Below are 19,859 nucleotides of genomic sequence, written 5' to 3'. Positions count from 1 at the left end.
CATTCGATTGGACTGTACAGTAAAAAAACGGGGCGCAAAGCGCTTTGCACATCCCATTCATTTGAGATTCGCTTCTTTGGGATTCAAATTCAAGTCACTATATGCCATTCCACTGAACTGAGCAATGGATTTTCACTATTTTTTCGATGGATTCCTTCTATCATGAAACATATCCCAAGAGAAATGACTCACAATAAAAAAAAACGGTTTGTGTCAAAGATCTTGACACAAACCGTTTTTGTGAATAATCGGCTCTGTTTTTTAAAATAGAAAGTGAACATCAATTGCGCAACATTGGATGCCCACCCAACAAGAAGCATCCTCAGTTCAAAATCAGCCACCAGCACTGTGTTTTTCGGCCAGTCGAAGAAGCGGTTTTTCATGCCCTTTTGGCCATCTTGTTCCGGTAATTCGCATGCGGTAACAATTCATCACATTATCTTTCAGCCGGTTCATTAAATTATAGTTGGCAGCACCCCCGGCCACACTTCCAATCACCGGCATCAACTGCAAAAGCTTTGCCAAATCCAGATAATCCCGGTATTCCATCTGGAATTTTTCCCAATCCACTGAAGGAGTCGGCCTGAATTCCCAATCCTGCAAAACCCGAAAAGCACGCAGCCGGTGCTTTCTGCTGGAAAAAGCCAGTTGAAAGATATAAAGAAGGTACAAGCGTTCTTCCTGCCGGCTGGTATCAAAGCCATACAATCGGGCGCAGTCAAACAAAAACTTTATCTTAATGCTCATCAGCACCGGCAAATCGGCCAAGCCTATCAAAACACCGCCTGCCCCCAAAGCAACCCCTTCGGTAACCGCTGTTTTTTGATAAGTTTGAAACAGATTCTGAACTAAAAAATCCCGTTCTGCCAGTGATAGGTCTGAGGTATCTTCCTCAATCGAAAGCATAACCGAACCGGACAAAACTGCCTGCACCATCTTTTCCACCGAAACAGTAATGGCGTCCTGCACTTTTTGGGGAATCAGTTTGTTTGCCTGCCTTTGAATCTCTTTCGAGGTTTTTTCAAACATTCCGGCACTCTTTACAATGTCGCTGTGCCAGCGTTCCAGTTCTTCCTGAACATGTTTTTCATATAGATTCATTTGTGTATTTCTCCATAAATCACGTTGCGGTTCTTGCCGAAACAAAAAGCTGTTTTCATAAAACCTTTTGCCGTCAGGCTTTTTTATCCGCAGATTGTCCGGGGGCTTTCTGCCAGCTTCTGCTGTTTTATATTAATTTTATTCTATTACAGAAGAAATATTCTGTCAAATTACAGCCGTGTCACTTCCTGCTCTTTCGCCTCTTTTCAAAAGACCGGATATCCCTTATAATAAGGGTATTACAATGCAGGAAAGGTCTGGTGTGAAACAATGTTCCTGATTATGGGAGTAACCCCCGGGGAAAAAAAGCTAAATTTTGAGCAGAAAATAACTTGCCCCTGCTGTGGCCGATATGGAAGCCTGGAAGCAACAATGACCTATCAAAGCCTGCATGTGTTTTTTCTTCCGCTTCTGAAATGGGAGAAGCGATATTTTATCAAAACCACCTGTTGCCAATCTGTCAGCGAAATCAACCCCGATTTGGGAACTCAAATTGCCAAGGGCTATGTAACAGAGCTAAACCCCAGCTATCTTCAATTTTTTCATGGCCAGCCCATGGGAAAACGATGTGCATACTGTGGGTATTCGACAGAGCAAAATTTTTCTTACTGCCCCAAGTGCGGCCGGCCTTTTTAAATTCGGCTGAGAAACCAATCGAATCGTCCATGCCCCATAAAGAAACTACACTTGTTTGTAACAACAGGATTTGAATGATAAAAATGCCAAAGGAACGGCTCTGCCCTAAAATTACATATGTAAATAAGGCCACCCCAAAATGGGGTGGCCTTATTACACGAATTTCATTTATTTCTCAAAACGCAAATGAACAAACTTCATCATCTTCGTCCAGTCAAACAGTTTTACAATCAGCCGCATTTTCATACCCAATTGTTTGCTCAAAGGAACCCCTTCAAATCCGCCTTCACAGGCAACCAAATGGATCCGCGGCGACCATGACTCCAACATCTTGGCATCATTAACGTAGAAATACATCATAGCGCCCATATTCCCCGTTTTTTGTACCATAGCGTTAGATTTCTTTACCGCCCCTTTGGATTCCGCATCAAAATACAGCTCTCCGCCGGGGAAGCGCTTTGCCATAGCGCTGAAGATTTCACGCAGCTGTTCTTCTTTAAAATAAAAGAATACACCCCCGGAAACAAAAAAGATTCCATCTTCCGGTGAGAAAATCACATCATCAAACCAACTGGTATCCATCAGTGATTTGGCAACACTCACATTGCGCTCCGAATCCGGCAGAAAGCGGCGACGAAACGCAATGGAATCGGGTAAATCCAGGTTATACCAACGAATGCTTCCATTATCTATTCGGGAAAAAGCCGTATCCAGACCTGCACCGATATTGACAATGGTAGCCCGCGGATGCATTTGAATAAAACGGCGAACCGCATCTTCTATTTTTCGAGCACGCACCACATAACAAAGTCCGCTGAATTCACCGAACGTACTGGCAATGCTGCTAAAATCGAAATCATAGTTGTCAATGATTTCAATGGCTTGTTCATCATACAAAATATCCGAATGCCTTTTACTGGCTGTCGCACGGCCCCAAAGGGGCAACAGCATGGTGCTTTGCACCGTTTGGCTTTCCAAGTTCGGTTTTTGCTCCATAAATTTGGGCTCCTTTCTTATGACACAACGCTGTCACACCAAGTTCTCTCCCTTTTAAAAAGGCATTTCATGTGTTAACTTAAACTAACAAAAATAGTATAACAGATAAACTTCTGAATGAAAAGAGCCATAAAAAAATAAAAATAGATCCCCGAAAGCTCTATTTGCTATATTTTTATGATAAAAAATCTTTCTGATCCGTTGATTTTTACTCTGTCACTGGCTGAATTTTTTCATAAAATTGGACATTCTAAAGTTGAGGTGATTTTTATGGCATATATTGACCCGAAGATACGGAGCCGTTTTGATTCTTTGCCAATCGATTTAAAAGATGAAATTATGAAACGTGAGGTAAAGCTTTATACACTAAACGACTTAATGCGATGTCTGCAAAATATTGTAGATGGGAAATAAATTCTGCGGCTCTTGTCAAATGGCAAGGGCCGTTTTTCCTGTATGTTTACAGAATCCCAGGCATTACACTCTCATAAAACAAGGGATGATCTACCAGCACAAATCAGCAATGGCTAAAAAGCACACATATTTATGCTGCTCTGTCCACTGTGACAGGAATTTCGTTTTTGGCTCTTAAAAATTCCCCTTCCAGCCGCTGAACATACTCATTATTCCGCTGGAAATCATGCAGAATATGTGTTATAATTCTCACAGTTAGAATCCGCTAACTAATGCGGAAGATTGGATTACAGTCCAAGGTAACACAAGAAAGGAGCTTGTCCATGGAAATAGAGTTCCACATCCATTCAAAAAACGGATATGATGCCATGCTGGAGCAATATACCGCCATGCATGAGCAAATTGGGGATGCTCGTTTCTTGCCCAATCATCATTTAAGCAAAGGAACAGTTTACGACATCAAACCCGAATACGGAACCGGCACAATACAGATTTATAATTTGCTGGGTAACGTGATGCTGCTACTGTTTGATTTTGTGTTTTCCAAAGATATCGTAACCGTGTTCGATTTGACAGAAGACTATTTTGAAATCGAATACTGCATGGACGGGTGGATGGATATTACAGAAGAAAAAGCCGGTGACACTCGCTTTGGCCCCAACCATTTGTCTGTGTCTTTATCGCAGGATATGAAGGGAACCATCAAACGCCGGGCCGGCCAAAAATATCAGGGCGTTTCGATTACAGCCAATAAACAGGCTCTGCCATTCTATTTTGGAAGCGCCGGCATCGACGTGTGGAATGACACAATAGAAGCCTTGGAAGAGCGGCTTCGTTCGGAATATTATCTGGGCCTGAACACTCCGCCGGAGATCGCCAATATTTTTCTTCAAATATACAATTGCCGCCTGCCTGTAAAATCCCGCACTCTGTTTTATGAAAGCAAGGTCATGGAAGTGCTGTCTTTAATCGTATCAGATGAAGTGATGAAATACGAAACCGTTCAAATGACGGCACTCAGTCCTTATGAATTGCAAAAAATCAAAGAGATCCCTCAAATCCTGTTGGAACAGCCGTTTGAATTGCCCAGCATTCCCGCTTTGTCAGAAATGCTGGTGATGAACCCCAAAAAGCTGACCAAAGGATTTAAACTGGTTTATGGCGATACCATATTCAGCTATCACCGAAAACTGGCCTTACAGCGTGCCGCTACCATGCTGTTAAGCACCGAAAAAACCATCCATGAAATCGCTTATGACAGCGGCTATTCCACCCCCAGTAATTTCTGCGCTGCCTTTAAACGGCAGTATCAGGTTACTCCGCTCAAATACCGCGAAGCTTCTCTGCTGCGCAATCCGGAATAAAATTCAAATTCACTTTTTCACCACAGGCTTTTGGCCTGTGGTTTTTTTATGAATCCGATGCGGGATTTCTCTCAACATAAATCGGCATGGCAAGAAGTATAGCCCGAAGGCCCCTGTGCGGTACAATATCCTACGCATGATAAGCGGACATGTTTTCGCATAAGGTTAGCCAACCCTAACCAATAGGATAGAGGAGGAGTATACATGTTTAAAAAGACGGCATCAGTTTTATTGGCAATCGCCCTTTGCTTCCCTGCATTGGCAGCTTGTTCCCAACCGATTCAGACCGAACAGAAGGCTTCGGTTTCTCAAAGCCAAACCCAGCAGGATAGTCAATACCCAAGGGAATTAACCATTTATGATGATAAGGGAAAACTCATCGAGCAAACCATTCCCAAAGAGCCGGAGCGGATTGTGGTAATCGGGCAGGGCCTTGCGGAGCTTATGATTCATTTTGAAGAACAAGACCGAATTGTGGGTCTGGCGTATCTGGACAAATCCTATTCCAAATATGAGGAATCGATTCATCAGCTTCCTCTTCTTACGGATATGTGGCCTTCCAAAGAATCGATTCTTGCCCTAAATCCGGATTTAATTGTCGCCATGTCCTCAGCGTTTACCGACGAACGCCTGGGAAGTATTGCTTTCTGGAATGACCGGGGAATTCCCGTTCTGACCGGCATTAATTATACGGTGGGACGTACCATAGGCAGTTTTTTTGATGACATCAGCAATCTGGGAACAGCACTGAATATGGAAGACAAAACAAATGCTTTTATCCGGGATCAGGAAACACGCATTGAGGCAATCAAAAGCCAAGCGGCACAAGCCAGCCAAAAGCCGCGGGTTCTGCTGTTTGCCGGTGGCCAGAACGACACCTATTACTATTACGGGCCCAGTCTCTGCATCATAGATGAAATGGTGGAAGATGCGGGCGGTGAGTACATAAAAGTGTCCGAAGACACCTATGTGGAAATGTCTGCCGAATCAATTCTCTCGGTAAATCCCGATAAAATCATTATTACGGAATTTCAAAAGTCAGACAGCAGCGCCGCAAAGGATTTGCTGATGCAGAATCCCAGCTTAAAAAATGTTACGGCAATTCAAACAGGGAATGTCATGGTGGCGGATTATACCAATGCAATCCGGGGGAGCCTTGACCTCTCAGATTTATACGAGGATGTTGCCGCATTTATCCACCCCGAATTGTTTCAGGGAGAGTAAGGCATGAATTCATCGCAACAAAGAAAAAATCAACCTGTCCCAAACCGCTGTGACAGCATCCTGCAAAAGCAGTCTGTCTTTTCTGTGATTTGTATTCTGTTACTGGCCGCTGTTTTTGTGTCGATTGTGCTTTCCGTATCCATCGGACAAGTTTCGATTCCGTTTCAGCAGTCCCTGCAAATATTGATTCACCAGCTAACCGGAGGACAAATTGGATTCCCCGGGGAACTGTCAGAGGGAATGTTTACCGATATTATCTGGCAAATCCGATTCCCCAGGGTATTGCTGGCAATGGTGATGGGGGCCGGACTGGCACTTTGCGGAGCAGTGATGCAGGCCTCGGTTCAAAATCCTTTGGCAGACCCTTATATTTTGGGAATTTCGTCCGGTGCCGCTTTGGGGGCAACCTTTTCCATTATGCTGGGTTTTGGCGTAGGTGGTCTGCTGGGGGAATTCGGCGTGGCTTCTTGGGCATTTATCGGCGCGCTGGGTGCAGCGGCTTTGGTGTTAGGGCTGGCCAGCATGGGTGGAAAAACATCTTCGGTCAAGCTGGTGTTAGCCGGAACGGTAATCAATGCCCTTTGCAATGCCTTTTCTAATTTTATTATTTACTTCGCAAAAAATTCAGACGGAATCCGCTCAGTGTCCTTCTGGACCATGGGAAGCCTGGCTTCGGCAGAATGGGGCACATTGCCCCTTGTGTCAGTTACGGTCATTGCAGCATATGTATTTTTTCTGTTTCAGTTCCGGGTGATGAACATCATGCTCATGGGGGAAGAAACGGCCATTACCCTGGGCGTAGATTTGAATTTCCACCGGCGGTTATACATGGTGATTTCCTCTGTGGTGACAGGCGTTTTGGTTTCTACCTGTGGAATCATTGGGTTTGTAGGGCTCATTATTCCTCATATTGTACGAAGTGTTGTGGGATCGGATCATAAAAGGCTCATTCCCGCGGCGGCTTTGTTCGGTTCCCTGTTCATGATATGGACAGATGTGTTTGCCCGAACGATTGTCCCGAACGGAGAACTGCCCATCGGCACCGTCACCTCCCTGCTCGGCGCGCCTGTATTTATGTACATGTTGATTCGCAAAAGCTACGGGTTTGGAGGAAAATAAGTTGAACTTAACAGCAGAACACCTATCGGTATCCCTCACCGGCACCGATATCGTAAAGGACATCAGTCTTCAGGTGAAAGAAAAACAGTTTGTTGGAATTATCGGGCCAAACGGTTGCGGAAAGTCCACTTTGCTGAAAAGCATCTATAAAGTAATTCATCCGCAGAAAGGCACTGTTTTTTTAGGCCAGAAAGATGTGCTGAAATCATCTGCCCGAATGATTGCAAAAGATTTGGGGGTGGTGGGGCAATTCAATGATTTAAGCTTTGATTTTACCGTTCATGAAATGGTGATGATGGGCAGGGCGCCCCACAAACGCCGCATGGAATCAGATTATGTTGAGGATTACAAAATTGTGGCAGAAGCTTTGGAACGGGTAAACCTGACCGAATATGCAAACAGAAGCTATCTGACCTTGTCCGGCGGAGAAAAACAACGAGTCATACTGGCACGGGCAATTGCACAAGAACCGAAGTTCCTTATTTTGGATGAACCCACAAACCATTTGGACATGAAGTATCAATTGCAGATTTTATCTGTTGTGAAATCTTTAAACATCGGGGTTCTTGCAGCCTTGCACGATCTTCCCATGGCTTCACTGTACTGCGATGTTCTTTATGTTATGAAAAATGGCAGAATTTTCGCTTCGGGAACGCCAAAAGAAGTATTGACCAAAGAACTCATCCGGCAGGTGTATGAAATAGATTGTGAAGTTTACAGTAATCCAGTCACAGGCGATTTAGCCATCGCATATCTGCCTTTTGAATCAGAAGGAGATAAAAAATATGGAACTTGATATGACACAAGGAAACCCCTCACGGGTGATCCTAAAGTTTTTTATTCCGTTATTTATCGGAGATTTGTTTCAACAGCTCTATAGCATTATTGACGCGGTTGTTGTGGGAAAATTTGTTGGAATGGATGCATTCGCGGCAGTTGGCTCTTCCAGCGCCGTCACGGTATTTATCACCTCGATTATGATTGGCCTGGCCATGGGTGCCTCTGCCATCTTTTCTCAGCTTTATGGTGCCAAACGGTACGACGAACTAAAGCAAACCATTTCTACCGCACTGATTTTTCTATTTAGCGTCAGTGTTCTCATTACCATTGTGACCTTGGTGTTTTTGCCGCAGATTATCATTTTCTACCAGATGCCAAAAGAAACAGCCGTATATGCCACACAGTTTTTAACGTTTAGTTTTGCAGGCTTACTCTTTATTGGCATGTACAACGCTTTTGCCTTCCTGCTGCGATCCTTTGGGGATTCCAAGTCGCCGCTGTATTTCTTAATCGGCTCTTGCGTATTAAATATTATTTTGGATCTGCTCTTTGTGTTAGTGTTCCATATGGAAGTGTTAGGCGTGGCAATTGCAACCTTTATCTCGCAAGGTGTGGCTGCGGTTTGCTGCGGAATCTATACCATAAAACGAATGAAGTTTTTACAATTTGAGCGAAAGGACTTTGTGTTTCGCGCTTCCGCATTCAAAAAAGTTGCCGGTTATTCTCTTTTAACAGCGCTTCAGCAGTCTGTTTCCAGCTTTGGAATGATGCTGATTCAAGGGCTTGTGAATACATTCGGCGCCACCGTAATGGCCGCATTTGCCGCATGCTCCAAAATTGACAGTCTTGCCAATTGCCCCTTGCAGGACTTAGGAAACGCATTTTCCACTTATACGGCTCAGAATCAAGGTGCGGGCGAAAGCAAAAGGATCCGCGAAGGATTTCGCACCACAACAAAACTGATTCTAATTCTATCGGCAGTCATCAGTGCCATTGCATTTATTTTTGCCCCCAGTCTAATCACCCTTTTCGTAAGCAAAGATGCGGTCGAGGTAATCGCTGTGGGTGTCGGCTACCTGAGAATTGTTTCGGTATTTTATGTATTACTGGGATTCATCGTTATGTTTTACGGATTTTTCAGAGGCCTTGGCGCCATCCGAATTTCTCTTGTCATGACCATAGTGTCACAAGGGCTAAGGGTACTGTTTGCCTATTCTTTCGCGCCTATCCGGGGGTTTTCCGGCGTTTGCTGGGCAATTGTCATCGGCTGGTTCCTTTCAGACCTTTTAGGATTTTATATGTATAAAAAAATCATGTCACAGAAAGCCGATTAAGAAAGACAAACGCAGGCCAGCTAAAGCATACCTGCCCCTTAAAACAATACAGAAAAATTGTTGATGTTAAAGCTGTTTTGCCCTTTAAACAGATTCGTTTAAAGGGCAATGTCTGCAATATAGATTTCATGTAGCGCATGTCTGTTATGCAGCCCTATCATAACAATTATTCACTCACATTCGAAACAAAAAAAGACTATGTGGATATATCCGTTGCCTGTATGATAGAGTTTCATTTTAAAAATATCCCCTATCGTATATTGAGGCTCCGTTTCATTTCGATATCGCACTAAAAAAATCAGTACTTATCCGGTTGGATAAGCGCTGATTTTTTAGTTGCTTGTTCAAATTAGCATCTGCGCTCACATAATAATCTGTCAATTAAGCTATCCAGCAAACGCAAATCTGAATTGTTCAGATCGTCAAGCTGAGCAATAATCTTTTTTAATGCTTTTGAACTTTCACGGTCACAGCCAGATCCGCGGTTACCGCTGGCTTCAACATTATTAGAAAACTGTTCGTTCCAAAAATCTGCTGATGTTCTTCCCATATTAAATTCCCCCCTTTTTTTTGGAGTTCATTTTATAATATGCGGTTGTCCTTAACATGTCCGTTAAATTTATCAGCAGATTCTAAAAATGCCAATAATAAAAAGAGACTGCACAAGAAAAAGCACTGGCATTAGGTCAGTGCTTCACTTTTGTCGGGTACCTTGTACAAAACTGAATCCCGAAATTACAAAGGAGTATTGCAATTGGATTGCCTGAATTCTTCAATCAATGATTCCAGATACGCCAGATGCCGCTCTTCATCCATAATAATTCGTTTAAAAAGTTCCTGCATGCTTTGATTGGGAATGGTTTGGATTAACAGCTTATAATGTGCAATGGCGTTTCTTTCTTCTTGCGCGTCAGATTCAAATATGGGGAGCAGCTGACTTCTGTAATGAATAAATCCGCCGTTCCAATAACAGTTTGTGATTCGGGAAGAAAGTTTGGGGGCTACGCCCAGCCTTATCACAATGTCACCTAATAGTTCTTGGTGAATCATTTCTGCTGAGGCGAGAATCTGATACGCTTCATAAATTTCAGGAAGCTTTTTCAAATAAAATCGATGAACCTTATATTGATTGAAGGCGGTTGTTTCGGAACCTTTTCCGGCATAGGCGTCTGAAATCGTAGCAGCATACTTGCAATCATTTTTCGTTAACGTTACAGGCGGATACGGTAAGTCGATCGTCAGCTTCTTTAATAAACTGGAAGTATCTTTCATATGTAATCCCCCTAGGCAGTAGTTTCTATAAACAATATGCATAGGAAGCAAAAATTATGGTTAGAATCGAAATTCAAAATTTATAACATTTGGAGTTTGGGCATAAAAAAGCGCCTGCTTGCTGCGGGCGCTTTGCCATACGAACTTTTATAGGACTTTTACCGTAAACAAAACAGTATCGTTTGTAACAGCATATTCATATTGGTACCCACCCATTTTAACGGTAAATGTACTCGGTTCTTGTATATTGCTCATCCCTAATATTTGCTCAATTTTTTCGGACGAACCTACATTAAACATACGAATTGTTGCGTCTGCGCATTTAGAATAATATTCTATTCCGCTTTTTGTCGCATCCAGTTTGGAAACAGAATATTGAAACGCTGCAATTTTATCACTTTCTTGGTCGGTATAAATAGATAATAAAATACCTTTCTCCAAATCATACTGACTTCTTAACGTTTTGGTATCAGTAATGGTTTCTTCTTTCACCTCAGGAACCAGATCCGCTAAGGCCTTCCCACTAGGTGACAGTGCTTCTTGATCGATAAACGCTAATAATTCCGGAACGGTTGCATCAGCTATTTTTTGATTTTGTTCCAGATTTTCCAACTGATCCGGATCAATTTGCAAGCCACTGTTTGAACTGACTGGTTCGGCGCTATTTTCAATCGTTTTTACAGTCTCCTGTGAATTGCAGGATGTAAATGAAACAAGCGTTATTACCAGTAAAGCCATAACAAATTTATTCAATACAATCCCTCCTGTTAACATTCCCAATATCAACACACGTCAACAGCAAGAATCCAGCTGCATCAGAAACTTTCATAAAAAAATTTACTCGCAATACGCGAGATTCTTGAAATGTAATATGTGGTATTGGTGTTATTTTACAATTTCATTTTATCACAGCATAGTAGAAAATGTTGTAAAATAAGAAAAATACATAAAATATTTTGTGATATTTTGGATATTTTTCTTAAATTTAATGCTTTCTAAAACATCAGCCTCATTCCACCTGTAAAATAAAACCGAATTTTCCTTCTTAATTACCCGCGTAAAGATTTCTTTTCTTCCAATTCACACCTGTGGCAGTAAACAAACCATAGGGTGTAATGTAAGGTGTAATAGTAAACCATTTTATTTAATTTTCCACCATTAGATGCCACAAAAAGGCAAAAAGAAAAATCCGCACAAACTTAAAGTTCATGCGGATTTTGGCGGAGAAAGAGGGATTTGAACCCTCGCGCCGGTTACCCGACCTACTCCCTTAGCAGGGGAGCCCCTTCACCACTTGGGTATTTCTCCAAACATATATATCAACTGACAAAGCATGTTTTACGAATGGCGGAGGGGAAGAGATTCGAACTCTTGGTCCCTTGCGGGATCACTAGTTTTCAAGACTAGCTCCTTAAACCACTCGGACACCCCTCCATAAACAGGTGCGGATGTTATGATACCATAAGAAACAAGCTATGTCAATGGATTCTGGAAAAAAATCGTGCAAAAAAACCATTTTTATACCAAAAAAGATCAATCCTATGACATTCCCGCTATTCTTTTAACATCTGCCAGCGTTCTTTATAATCAGGCAGCACCGATTCCACCAACGCATAAAACTCTTTTCCGTGGTTTTTATGAACAATATGCGCCAACTCATGCACCACCACATAATCCACTGCTTCTTGCGGATACTGCATCAGCCGCCAAGAAAAACACAGGCGATTTTTGGCGCTGCAGCTGCCAAAACGGGTAGCCGCACCTGTAATGGTGATGCCTGTTGGAGAAAGCCCCATCTGTTTTGCGTAATATGCCACCCGTTCCGGTAACTGCTCCTGTGCCTGCTGTAGAAGCATTTTCTGCTGTTCTAAATCCGGTTTCGGGTGATTTTCCAGTCTTTGACGCTGTTTTTCCAAGCCACAAAGAATCCACTCTTCCTTTTGCTTAACAAAGCGATCAATTTCTGCCTGCGGCAATCGTTGGGGAGCACGCACCACTAAAATGGATTCTTTGGTAATTTCCAAAGCCAAGGTCTTTCGTTTGGAACGAATCAGGGTATACGGAATCATAACCGAACCTCCACAAAATCGTTGGCAACAATGCTATTTTCCGTCACCCGGCAGTCCAAAGCCAAAATTTGCACCCCCGCTGCCGCTGCTTTTCGCATTGCATCGCCAAACTCCCGATGCGTATTCCAGTTTGGTTCCAAATACCGAACCCCCTGCATCTGAATTACAAATACCGCATAGGCTCCATAGCCTTCCTTTAAACACTGAATTAACCCATTCAGATGCTTGACTCCCCGCTCTGTGGGTGCATCCGGAAAACGAACCACTCCTTCTTGTTCCAGAGTGACTCCTTTCATTTCTGCAAAAGCGGCCTTTCCCCCAAATTCCAAATAGAAATCAAAACGGGAATCCCCATGTTTTTGTTCCGGCTGAATTTTCGTTAGCTCAGGAAATGGACTTTTCGTTAGAACCCATTCTTGAAACACTCGGCTGGGGGCCGAAGAATCAATATTAATCAGGCGGGTTCCCTTTTGGACAGAAATCAAATCGTATTTGGTTTTTCGCTCGGGCTTATCAGATTCCTGCACAAAAATGGGAGCATTCGGAACCAACAGTTCCCGGCAGCGCCCCGTATTCTTAACATGACAAATCTGTTGTTTCCCTTCGATCTCAATCTGGGCAATAAATCGGTTGGGGCGGCTTAAAAAGACCGCCGGCCGAATATTCTCATAAACCATGTGTTACCCTTGTGTTCCCTGGGAACCCCTTTCTTTTCGTCGTCCGCTTTGGATGAGTTCCTCCAGCTTTTGCTGAAAAGCCAGATTCTGTTCCTGCATACGTTTTTTCGGCCCCCTCAGCCTTCCGCCGCCTCGGCGAATTCGTTGAGATGTATGGCGGGCCAACAGCAATCCATCTATATTCTCTGGTGTATATTCCATTCCGTCCTGACTGATGGGCACCGCCACCCGGGAAAGACACAGAGCCGCCAGGCCATAGTCCTGAGTGACCACAATATCACCGGGGCAAACTCTTTGCAGCAAAGCGAAATCGGCGCTGTCGGCACCTTTACTCACCGTTATGGTAGTGGCTCCGCTTTTTTGTATTTCATGAGAAGTATCACAGAAAATCAGGCACTCCAGTTCGTGCTTGCGGGCAGCCTGAACGGCCAGCTCCACCACGGGGCAGCCATCTGCATCAATCAGCAGCTTCATTCTCTCCCCCTCCTTTCTGTCTATTTTATCATGTTGCCTGTGTTTTTTCCATCGGATTCTAAAAAGCAGCGAGCTCTGAAATAAATCAAAAAGCTCTGCTGAATAGGACAAGCGGCTCAAACGGTTGCCGGCCAAAGCATTTGACTCACAAAGAAACATTTTAATTCGCCCGCTTAGTTGGAAAACACACGAGACTCCTTTTTCGTATATTTTTTTACACAATACTTCTAAAATCGAATTTATTTGTCTTGTCCCAAAGGGGAAGATCCGCTATAATTGGAAAGGTGAAAAAAATGAATCAACTCATTCGTAAAACAATAGAAGAGCTTCAGCGCAACCACATGGCAGGCTATTGTGTTGCAGATAAACAAGAACTGCTGTTACTGCTTTCTGATCTGATTCCCAAAGGGCAAACCGTGGGTTGCGGTGATTCCGTTACGCTGGAAGAAATGGGAGTATATGATTTTTTGCGCAGCAAAAATTATGTGTTCCATGACAAATACCTGCCGGGGCTCACATCCAAAGAAAAGCGCAGACTTTACATTCAAAACTTTGATGCAGATACCTTCGTAACCGGCACAAACGCAATCACAACAGACGGCAAACTGTTTAACATCGACGGCAACGGAAGCCGTGTCGCGCCGATGATTTATGGCCCCCGCCAAGTCATTGTGGTTGCAGGCGTTAATAAAATTACAGAAGATGTGGACAGCGCCATCCGGCGGGCCAGACAAATAGCCGCACCGCAAGATGCCGTTCGGCTGCAAAAAGACACTCCCTGCACACGGCTGAATCGGTGTGTGGACTGCCGGCATCCCCAACGAATCTGCAATGATTTTGTTCTGATAGCAGGGCAATTTATCAAAGATCGAATTAAAGTCATTCTGGTGGAAAAGGAATTGGGTTATTAACGCAGGCTCCATTTGAAATATTACAACCCTGACTATTGTATCCCATTTGTTCCTAAGCTGAAACTGTTTGGAACCTGAAAGGAGTGTTTTTTTGCGTTTTGACGGGCTTATCATTGGAATTGGAACCTTTCTTATCATCGGCCTTTTACATCCGGTGGTCATTAAAGCCGAATATTACTGGAGCACCAGATCCTGGCCATGGTTTTTAATTTCAGGCTTATTGTGTGCATCCGCAGCCCTTTTTGTAAATAACACCATTGCGTCATCCCTTTTGTCGGTGTTAGGGTTTTCCCTGTTGTGGTCCATTAAAGAATTATTTGAACAAAAACAAAGGGTGGAAAAAGGCTGGTTCCCCAAAAATCCAAATCGCACAGAAAAATAAAATCAGTTTGCTGCCAAAAACAAAGTAATTTTGAGACAAACATAGAAAAAGAGAAGCTTGGCCCAAATGGCCGGGCTTCTCTTTTTTGTTTTCTAAAACAAATATAAAGTCAAAGAGCCAATGAAAAAAAGATTTCTTGGCCGTTAAAGGAACTCCATGAAAATGCCAAAAGAAAAACAATAGCAACCACCAAGCATAACGAACCTGCAAACCCGGTTATTACTCCCCCTGTTCTTTTGGCAACGTAACGGTAAAACGGCTTCCTTTCCCTTCTCGGCTCTCTGCCGAAAGAGAACCACCGTGAGCCTCCACAATCGATTTGGCAATGGTCAGCCCAATTCCGGCGCCGCCGGTTTTGCGGCTTCGGGAGCGATCTGCCCGGTAAAACCGCTCAAAGATCAAATCCAGCTCTTCGCTGGGAATTCCAATTCCGTTGTCCTCCACCAAAATGAAAGCGTTCTCGCCGTTGTCTTTGACCTCAATGCGTATCCGCCCGCCATCCCGGGTGTATTTAATGGCATTGGACAGCAGATTGGTAATCACCTGACTCATTCGGTTCGGATCCGCTTCTATAAAAACAGATTGACCCTTAATCTGAAAATCCAGATGTTTTTTGTTTCGTTCCGCTTCCAGAGTTTCGCCGACCGTTTGAACTGTTTCCATCAAATTGACTCTGGATTTTTCCAGACGAAGATTCTCATTTTCCACCTTTGACAGATGTTCCAAATCCATCACCAGGCTGCCCAACCGCAAAACCTCTTCGTGGCAGCTTCTCAGCCGCTGGGGCGTTGGATCCCATAATCCATCCAGCATTGCTTCCAAGTGCGAACCAATCGCGGTTAGCGGTGTGCGCAGTTCATGGGCCACATCAGTGGTCAGTCGCTTTCTCAGTTTTTCCTGCTCGCTCAGGCTATAGGAGAAGTGATTGATCGCCGAAATCAGATTCGAAAGTTCTTTGGTGCGGGGTTTCGCTTCCAACTGAATGTCGTAATTGCCCTGTGCGATTTCTTGAGTCAATTCCGCGGTTTTTGAAATGGGCTGCGCAATGCGGCGTGCTAAAAACCAGCCCACAGCTAATGAAAAAACACAGGCGACAGAGCCGATCCCCCATAAAATGATATTAAACGTATCCAGAAACCGCAGTTCATTTTCACTGAAAAAATAGGGGCCGTAATATGTGATGGAAACCGAACCGATTTTCTGCCCCCCCTGTGTCAGCGGATAGGTGTGCTCCACAAATGCTCCCGGGCGTTTGCGCTTACTCATCCGCTGAGAGATATCGTCCATAATCTGCCGGCACAGCGTCATATCATGGTTTTCCGCATCCCACAGCATCTCGTTCTGGGCATCATAGACTTTCAGCAAAAAACCGTCATACAAGGAATACATTCCGATGGTGTGCAGAAAATCCCGGCTCCAGTTTTTCGTCATGCCGTTATATTGGACAATTAAGTCACTGACTATTTTTTCGCTTCTTTCCTGTTCCTGATTTCGGATATATTCTTCAAACTGACGGTTGACTGTTACGTTTGCAAACACACTGACCAGAGTAACCGTCATCAGAATCAAAAACAGAATGGAAAAAGACAGTTGAGAACGCAGACTTCTCATTTGCTGGACTCCCCCCCGAATTTGTAGCCAAAACCGTGAACGGTAAGAATGTACACGGGATTTTTGGGCTCGTCCTCAATTTTTTGCCGAATGTTTTTGATGTGGCTGTCAATGGCCCGGTCATAGCTTTCAAACCCGCTGTCTAAAGCAGTTTCGATCAGTTCTTCCCGGGTAAACACCTTGCCGGGGTACTTAATGAGTGCAGACAGAATCTTCCATTCACTGGGGGTCAGCGACTGGATGTTTCCCTTTTTCCTCAGTTCGTTTTTTTCAAAATCCAAAAACAAATCCCCGTTTCCCCAAGAATTGCGCACGGCCAAAGGGATCAAATCCTTTTCGGTGCGGCGCAGCACCGCTTCTATTCGGGCATACAGTTCCTTTAATCCAAACGGTTTGGAAAGATAGTCATCGGCCCCCAAACCCAACCCCTCTACAATATCGTTTTCTTCTGCCTTGGCGGTCAGCATAATCACCGGCACACGAGACTTTTTGCGGATGGCACGGCAGACCTCTTCCCCCGAGCAATCCGGCAGCATTAAATCTAAAAGGACCAAAGCGATATTTTCCGCATCAAACAATTCCAATGCCTTTTTGCCGTTTTCCGCAGGAAATACATGAAAACCCTTACTTTCCAAAAGGGAGCAAACTACCTCTAAAATTTTTGGCTCGTCATCCACCACCAGAATGTTCTTTATTGCTTTGGCCACCCAACGTCACTCCCATTCAATTTGCTGCAAATTATCAAAATAACCCAAGCTCTGCTTTAGGCTGTTAGATTCTTTTATTTAACCTTTTCTTATTTTGCATGTCAAGAGCGGCGGTATTCCAGAGTTCCCCGGAAAACCGCCGCCAAACCGCCCCTATTTGCATAATTGGGGGGAAAAATCTTTAAAAAACTAATAGGAACCCTTCCAGTTAGAAAAAATGCCCGTGGATTCTTTCAAAAAATCATAGGGAATGGTGATTGAATCTGCTGTAACTGTCTTATTGTCTGCAAAAATCGGCCACGGATTACACCCTCCCGCTGCCACTTCAACCTGACTCATCGAAAACTGGTTCCCGCAGTTTTGACACACCAACGCATCCCCTTGCTGCTGATAATATCCCTTGCCGGAATCATAACACACCTGGCAGGTGTTAAACGCCGTGCGAATTGTGCCATCCCCGGCTTTCACCGCAATGATCTCTAACGAAGTACCGTCAACTTCCACCGGATAAAAGGTTGCCGTTTCTGATATTTCTGCCACGGGGAGGATAACATCCTGATCTTTCTGAACCGCAGGCTGCTTTGCCCCGGCTTCTTTGCCCGAGCTGCAAGCGGTCAATGCCAAAGTGAGAGCAAAGACCATAGCTGCCGCAGATACTATCCATCCGTTTCGCAAAGCCTTTCTTTGAATTCCCTTTTCATTTTTGCCCTGTCTATTTAAATTTTTAATCATTTGCTTTTCCTCCTGCTTCCCAATTTTCTTTCTCTTGCAAATATGCCGAAGTAATTTCCTCATTAAATTCCTTTTCCTTCGGTTGACGAAGAAGAAGAAGAATTCCCACCAGAATTCCAATACTCGGTAAAATACAATGCCAATGACTCCATAAAAATCCCATGCCCATTTTCTCCTTTTTCCAGTGTCAAATCAATGACAGCTTGGAGCCTCACCCTCTGCTTCAAAAAGCTCTGCCGGCCAAATCATCGTCTGAATCTGAGCCACTTCTTGTTGAATTGCTTTTTTGTCAACGGAACCAATATCTGGAACTACTTTTACATAGCCGTAAGCCGTGTTATCCCCGTTGGAAAAATCAAAACTGTCTGTGGGGTAAAAATACAGCAAATTTTCACTCACACCCAGCTGGGCTTGTGCCCGGTAATACGGAACCAATAGTTTGGAATCTCCCGGCCGGGCCGACTGGTTTTGAACCACCCACTGAACATCCAAATTTGACTGAACCACAAGAATTGCCGGAGAAAATCCTTTATCAGTTAGTTTCACAGTCACCTGCTGATACGTATCCTTAAAAACGGCCACTGCAATTTGATCCGTTGGAATGGTGCGATTGGCAGGAGTTCCCTTTAAAATTGTTTTACTGTTTTCGGCCTCCCCCGCAGAAGAAGATTCCTCTTCTGCGGTTTGTGTGGGGGCCTCCCCTTCTGTATTCACCACACGGATGGTTCCGCGAATCATCCCCATCCAGCAGCTGTAGGAAAACTGGCCTTCCTTAGAAGGCATAAATTCAATGAAATTTTCTCCGGTTTGAAACTGGTGCTCAACGTCATATTCCGGAATAAACATCCGATTATTGCACCCGTTGATACTGCCTTTTGGGGCATCAATCGACCATTTCACCGGAATTCCTGCCTGAACGGTAATAGAAGGATATTTACCGGAATCCAAAGTGCTTTTTACCACCTGAACCCCGTTTTCCACTTTCGGCGTACCGGCCGAAACCTGCCCGCCACCCGTTAAAAAAGCCGGAAACGAAAGGCCAGACAGGCTCCAACCCTGCGACAGCATAGAAAGGCCAAGCACCACAACCAGAACCGCCCCTGCACTCCTGATTTTAGAAGTTCCCTTTTTCCCCAATAAAGAGCTCAGGCTGCCAAGGCCGAACATCAGGGGAACGGTTCCCAGACTGAACAAAAGCATCGACAAAGCCCCCCGCCAGGGGCTGCCGGTGGACAAAGCGTAAATCTGCATTGCCTGCAGCGGCCCGCAGGGCATCAATCCATTGAGCAACCCCACCATCAGCGGACTGCCGCTCCCCTTCTTTTTGTCGATGAAACGGGCAAATATTCGTGGCAAGTGGGGATTGATTTTGCGCAGCCATGGAAAAATCCCCAGCATGTTTATTCCCATGACAACCATAAACAGCCCGGCAACCAGTTTGAGCGCCCCCTGCATGGCATTGGAAAAGGTAATCACCGAACCCAGCCCGCCCACGGCAAAACCGACGGCAGTATACGAAAGAACCCGCCCCAAATTATATAGTACAGCCGGCCGCAAAGCTGAAAACCGCTCGTTCTCTTCTTGGCCTTCTTTTTGGGGGATACATTGAGAAAGATTGATGCCGCCGCACATGGCCACACAGTGAACAGACGTCATCAAACCGATGAAAAAAAGCATTCCGTAGCTCATATCGGTTTGTGCCAGCTGCCCGGGCACCAGCAAATTAAGAATTCCAAACTGGCGCAGCAGCAGATACAAAGCAGCAATCACAATCAGAAGCCCTGCCATTCGGCTGGTGTCCGGCGACTGCGGCTTTGCCTTCTTCCCCACCGAATAGCCCAGCTTTTGAATGGATTCTGCAATTTCTTTCAGGGTAATTTGATCCGCATCATAGGCCACTTGGGCAGTTCCGTTTCCATAACTTACCTTCGCTTCCCTGATTCCCGCCAGATTCCGAAGCTGTTTTTCTATCGTTTCTTGGCAGTTGACGCAAGTCATGCCGCCAATAAACAGTTTTTGTGTTTTGATGCCAGATTCCATTTGGGTATCCCCTTCC

General features: G+C 44.4%; 24 protein-coding genes and 2 tRNA genes. 9 read left to right on the top strand and 17 right to left on the bottom strand.

Going from position 1 to position 19,859, the window contains the following annotated elements:
• Window positions 1-333: 333 nt before the first annotated feature.
• Window positions 334-1,101 (bottom strand): EcsC family protein, encoded by a 768-nt coding sequence (locus tag C1A02_RS01400; protein ID WP_101696418.1) that lies wholly within the window; start codon window positions 1,099-1,101, stop codon window positions 334-336.
• Between the two features lie 270 nt (window positions 1,102-1,371).
• Here C1A02_RS01400 and C1A02_RS01395 point away from each other — a divergent pair, with 270 nt between their 5' ends.
• Window positions 1,372-1,737, top strand: a complete 366-nt coding sequence (locus tag C1A02_RS01395; protein ID WP_101696417.1) for a zinc ribbon domain-containing protein — start codon at window positions 1,372-1,374, stop codon at window positions 1,735-1,737.
• Window positions 1,738-1,905: 168 nt separating this feature from the next.
• On the opposite strand, the gene C1A02_RS01390 is transcribed toward C1A02_RS01395, so the two are convergent.
• Entirely contained in the window at window positions 1,906-2,733 is an 828-nt protein-coding gene (locus tag C1A02_RS01390) for a class I SAM-dependent methyltransferase (RefSeq protein ID WP_101696416.1), read from the bottom strand.
• A 270-nt stretch (window positions 2,734-3,003) separates the two neighbouring features.
• On the opposite strand from C1A02_RS01390, the gene C1A02_RS13385 reads away from it, so the two are divergent.
• Window positions 3,004-3,147, top strand: coding sequence for a hypothetical protein (locus C1A02_RS13385; RefSeq protein WP_164997126.1), 144 nt, complete (start codon window positions 3,004-3,006; stop codon window positions 3,145-3,147).
• 130 nt (window positions 3,148-3,277) lie between these two features.
• Here C1A02_RS13385 and C1A02_RS13815 read toward each other — a convergent pair whose 3' ends face one another.
• Window positions 3,278-3,400, bottom strand: a complete 123-nt coding sequence (locus C1A02_RS13815) for a hypothetical protein (RefSeq protein WP_279385491.1) — start codon at window positions 3,398-3,400, stop codon at window positions 3,278-3,280.
• Window positions 3,401-3,470: 70 nt separating this feature from the next.
• Between C1A02_RS13815 and C1A02_RS01380 the strand changes: the two genes are divergently transcribed.
• The 5 genes from C1A02_RS01380 to C1A02_RS01360 all read left to right on the top strand — a co-directional run bounded on the left by C1A02_RS01380 (window position 3,471) and on the right by C1A02_RS01360 (window position 8,968).
• Window positions 3,471-4,511: a helix-turn-helix domain-containing protein gene (locus tag C1A02_RS01380; protein WP_101696414.1), complete on the top strand. Its 1,041-nt coding sequence runs from the start codon at window positions 3,471-3,473 to the stop codon at window positions 4,509-4,511.
• A 204-nt stretch (window positions 4,512-4,715) separates the two neighbouring features.
• Complete coding sequence (locus C1A02_RS01375; protein ID WP_101696413.1) at window positions 4,716-5,735, top strand: ABC transporter substrate-binding protein; 1,020 nt, start codon at window positions 4,716-4,718, stop codon at window positions 5,733-5,735.
• 3 nt (window positions 5,736-5,738) lie between these two features.
• Window positions 5,739-6,854, top strand: coding sequence for a FecCD family ABC transporter permease (locus C1A02_RS01370; protein WP_101696412.1), 1,116 nt, complete (start codon window positions 5,739-5,741; stop codon window positions 6,852-6,854).
• A 1-nt stretch (window position 6,855) separates the two neighbouring features.
• The gene (locus C1A02_RS01365; protein WP_101696411.1) at window positions 6,856-7,650 is read left to right on the top strand and encodes an ABC transporter ATP-binding protein; all 795 of its coding nucleotides are present in this window, start codon (window positions 6,856-6,858) and stop codon (window positions 7,648-7,650) included.
• The gene (locus C1A02_RS01360; RefSeq protein WP_101696410.1) at window positions 7,640-8,968 is read left to right on the top strand and encodes an MATE family efflux transporter; all 1,329 of its coding nucleotides are present in this window, start codon (window positions 7,640-7,642) and stop codon (window positions 8,966-8,968) included. Before C1A02_RS01365 ends, C1A02_RS01360 begins: the two co-directional genes overlap by 11 nt.
• Window positions 8,969-9,317: 349 nt before the next feature.
• Here the strand turns inward: C1A02_RS01360 and C1A02_RS01355 are convergent, their stop codons facing one another.
• From C1A02_RS01355 to C1A02_RS01320, 8 genes are all read right to left on the bottom strand, one after another.
• Complete coding sequence (locus C1A02_RS01355; protein ID WP_101696409.1) at window positions 9,318-9,518, bottom strand: hypothetical protein; 201 nt, start codon at window positions 9,516-9,518, stop codon at window positions 9,318-9,320.
• A gap of 185 nt (window positions 9,519-9,703) precedes the next feature.
• Window positions 9,704-10,240 carry a ferritin family protein gene (locus tag C1A02_RS01350; RefSeq protein WP_164997125.1) on the bottom strand — a complete coding sequence of 179 codons (537 nt, stop codon included), beginning with the start codon at window positions 10,238-10,240 and terminating at the stop codon, window positions 9,704-9,706.
• A 147-nt stretch (window positions 10,241-10,387) separates the two neighbouring features.
• Window positions 10,388-10,993, bottom strand: a complete 606-nt coding sequence (locus tag C1A02_RS01345; RefSeq protein ID WP_101696407.1) for a hypothetical protein — start codon at window positions 10,991-10,993, stop codon at window positions 10,388-10,390.
• Window positions 10,994-11,458: 465 nt separating this feature from the next.
• Window positions 11,459-11,548: transfer RNA gene (locus C1A02_RS01340), tRNA-Ser, on the bottom strand.
• 37 nt (window positions 11,549-11,585) lie between these two features.
• Window positions 11,586-11,674, bottom strand: a tRNA-Ser gene (locus C1A02_RS01335).
• A 119-nt stretch (window positions 11,675-11,793) separates the two neighbouring features.
• Window positions 11,794-12,309: a M48 family metallopeptidase gene (locus C1A02_RS01330; protein WP_101696406.1), complete on the bottom strand. Its 516-nt coding sequence runs from the start codon at window positions 12,307-12,309 to the stop codon at window positions 11,794-11,796.
• Window positions 12,306-12,986: a DNA/RNA nuclease SfsA gene (gene sfsA / locus C1A02_RS01325; RefSeq protein WP_101696405.1), complete on the bottom strand. Its 681-nt coding sequence runs from the start codon at window positions 12,984-12,986 to the stop codon at window positions 12,306-12,308. Before sfsA ends, C1A02_RS01330 begins: the two co-directional genes overlap by 4 nt.
• 3 nt (window positions 12,987-12,989) lie before the next feature.
• Window positions 12,990-13,460: a YaiI/YqxD family protein gene (locus C1A02_RS01320; protein WP_101696404.1), complete on the bottom strand. Its 471-nt coding sequence runs from the start codon at window positions 13,458-13,460 to the stop codon at window positions 12,990-12,992.
• Between the two features lie 293 nt (window positions 13,461-13,753).
• Between C1A02_RS01320 and C1A02_RS01315 the strand changes: the two genes are divergently transcribed.
• Both C1A02_RS01315 and C1A02_RS01310 read left to right on the top strand, forming a co-directional pair.
• A complete protein-coding gene (locus C1A02_RS01315) occupies window positions 13,754-14,371 on the top strand; it encodes a lactate utilization protein (RefSeq protein ID WP_101696403.1) in 618 nt (205 codons plus the stop codon).
• A gap of 154 nt (window positions 14,372-14,525) precedes the next feature.
• Entirely contained in the window at window positions 14,526-14,753 is a 228-nt protein-coding gene (locus C1A02_RS01310; protein WP_306437205.1) for a DUF4491 family protein, read from the top strand.
• Here the strand turns inward: C1A02_RS01310 and C1A02_RS13380 are convergent.
• From C1A02_RS13380 to C1A02_RS01290, 6 genes are all read right to left on the bottom strand, one after another.
• Window positions 14,685-14,963, bottom strand: a complete 279-nt coding sequence (locus C1A02_RS13380; RefSeq protein WP_164997115.1) for a hypothetical protein — start codon at window positions 14,961-14,963, stop codon at window positions 14,685-14,687. The genes C1A02_RS01310 and C1A02_RS13380 overlap by 69 nt on opposite strands.
• Before the next feature lie 9 nt (window positions 14,964-14,972).
• A complete protein-coding gene (locus C1A02_RS01305) occupies window positions 14,973-16,364 on the bottom strand; it encodes a HAMP domain-containing sensor histidine kinase (RefSeq protein ID WP_101696401.1) in 1,392 nt (463 codons plus the stop codon).
• On the bottom strand, window positions 16,361-17,071 hold the full coding sequence (locus C1A02_RS01300) for a response regulator transcription factor (RefSeq protein WP_101696400.1): 711 nt from the start codon (window positions 17,069-17,071) through the stop codon (window positions 16,361-16,363). Before C1A02_RS01300 ends, C1A02_RS01305 begins: the two co-directional genes overlap by 4 nt.
• Before the next feature lie 189 nt (window positions 17,072-17,260).
• A complete protein-coding gene (locus C1A02_RS01295; RefSeq protein ID WP_101696399.1) occupies window positions 17,261-17,803 on the bottom strand; it encodes a DUF2318 domain-containing protein in 543 nt (180 codons plus the stop codon).
• The gene (locus C1A02_RS13375) at window positions 17,796-17,966 is read right to left on the bottom strand and encodes a hypothetical protein (RefSeq protein WP_164997124.1); all 171 of its coding nucleotides are present in this window, start codon (window positions 17,964-17,966) and stop codon (window positions 17,796-17,798) included. Before C1A02_RS13375 ends, C1A02_RS01295 begins: the two co-directional genes overlap by 8 nt.
• A gap of 29 nt (window positions 17,967-17,995) precedes the next feature.
• Window positions 17,996-19,843, bottom strand: a complete 1,848-nt coding sequence (locus C1A02_RS01290) for an urease accessory protein UreH domain-containing protein (protein ID WP_101696398.1) — start codon at window positions 19,841-19,843, stop codon at window positions 17,996-17,998.
• Between the last annotated feature and the right edge of the window lie 16 nt (window positions 19,844-19,859).

Origin of the sequence: Clostridium minihomine (assembly GCF_900240385.1) — a bacterium.
Classification (GTDB): domain Bacteria; phylum Bacillota; class Clostridia; order Oscillospirales; family Acutalibacteraceae; genus Faecalispora; species Faecalispora minihomine.
The sequence above is the reverse complement of the archived record's forward strand: the minus strand, read 5'-3'. Positions and strand labels throughout refer to the sequence as shown.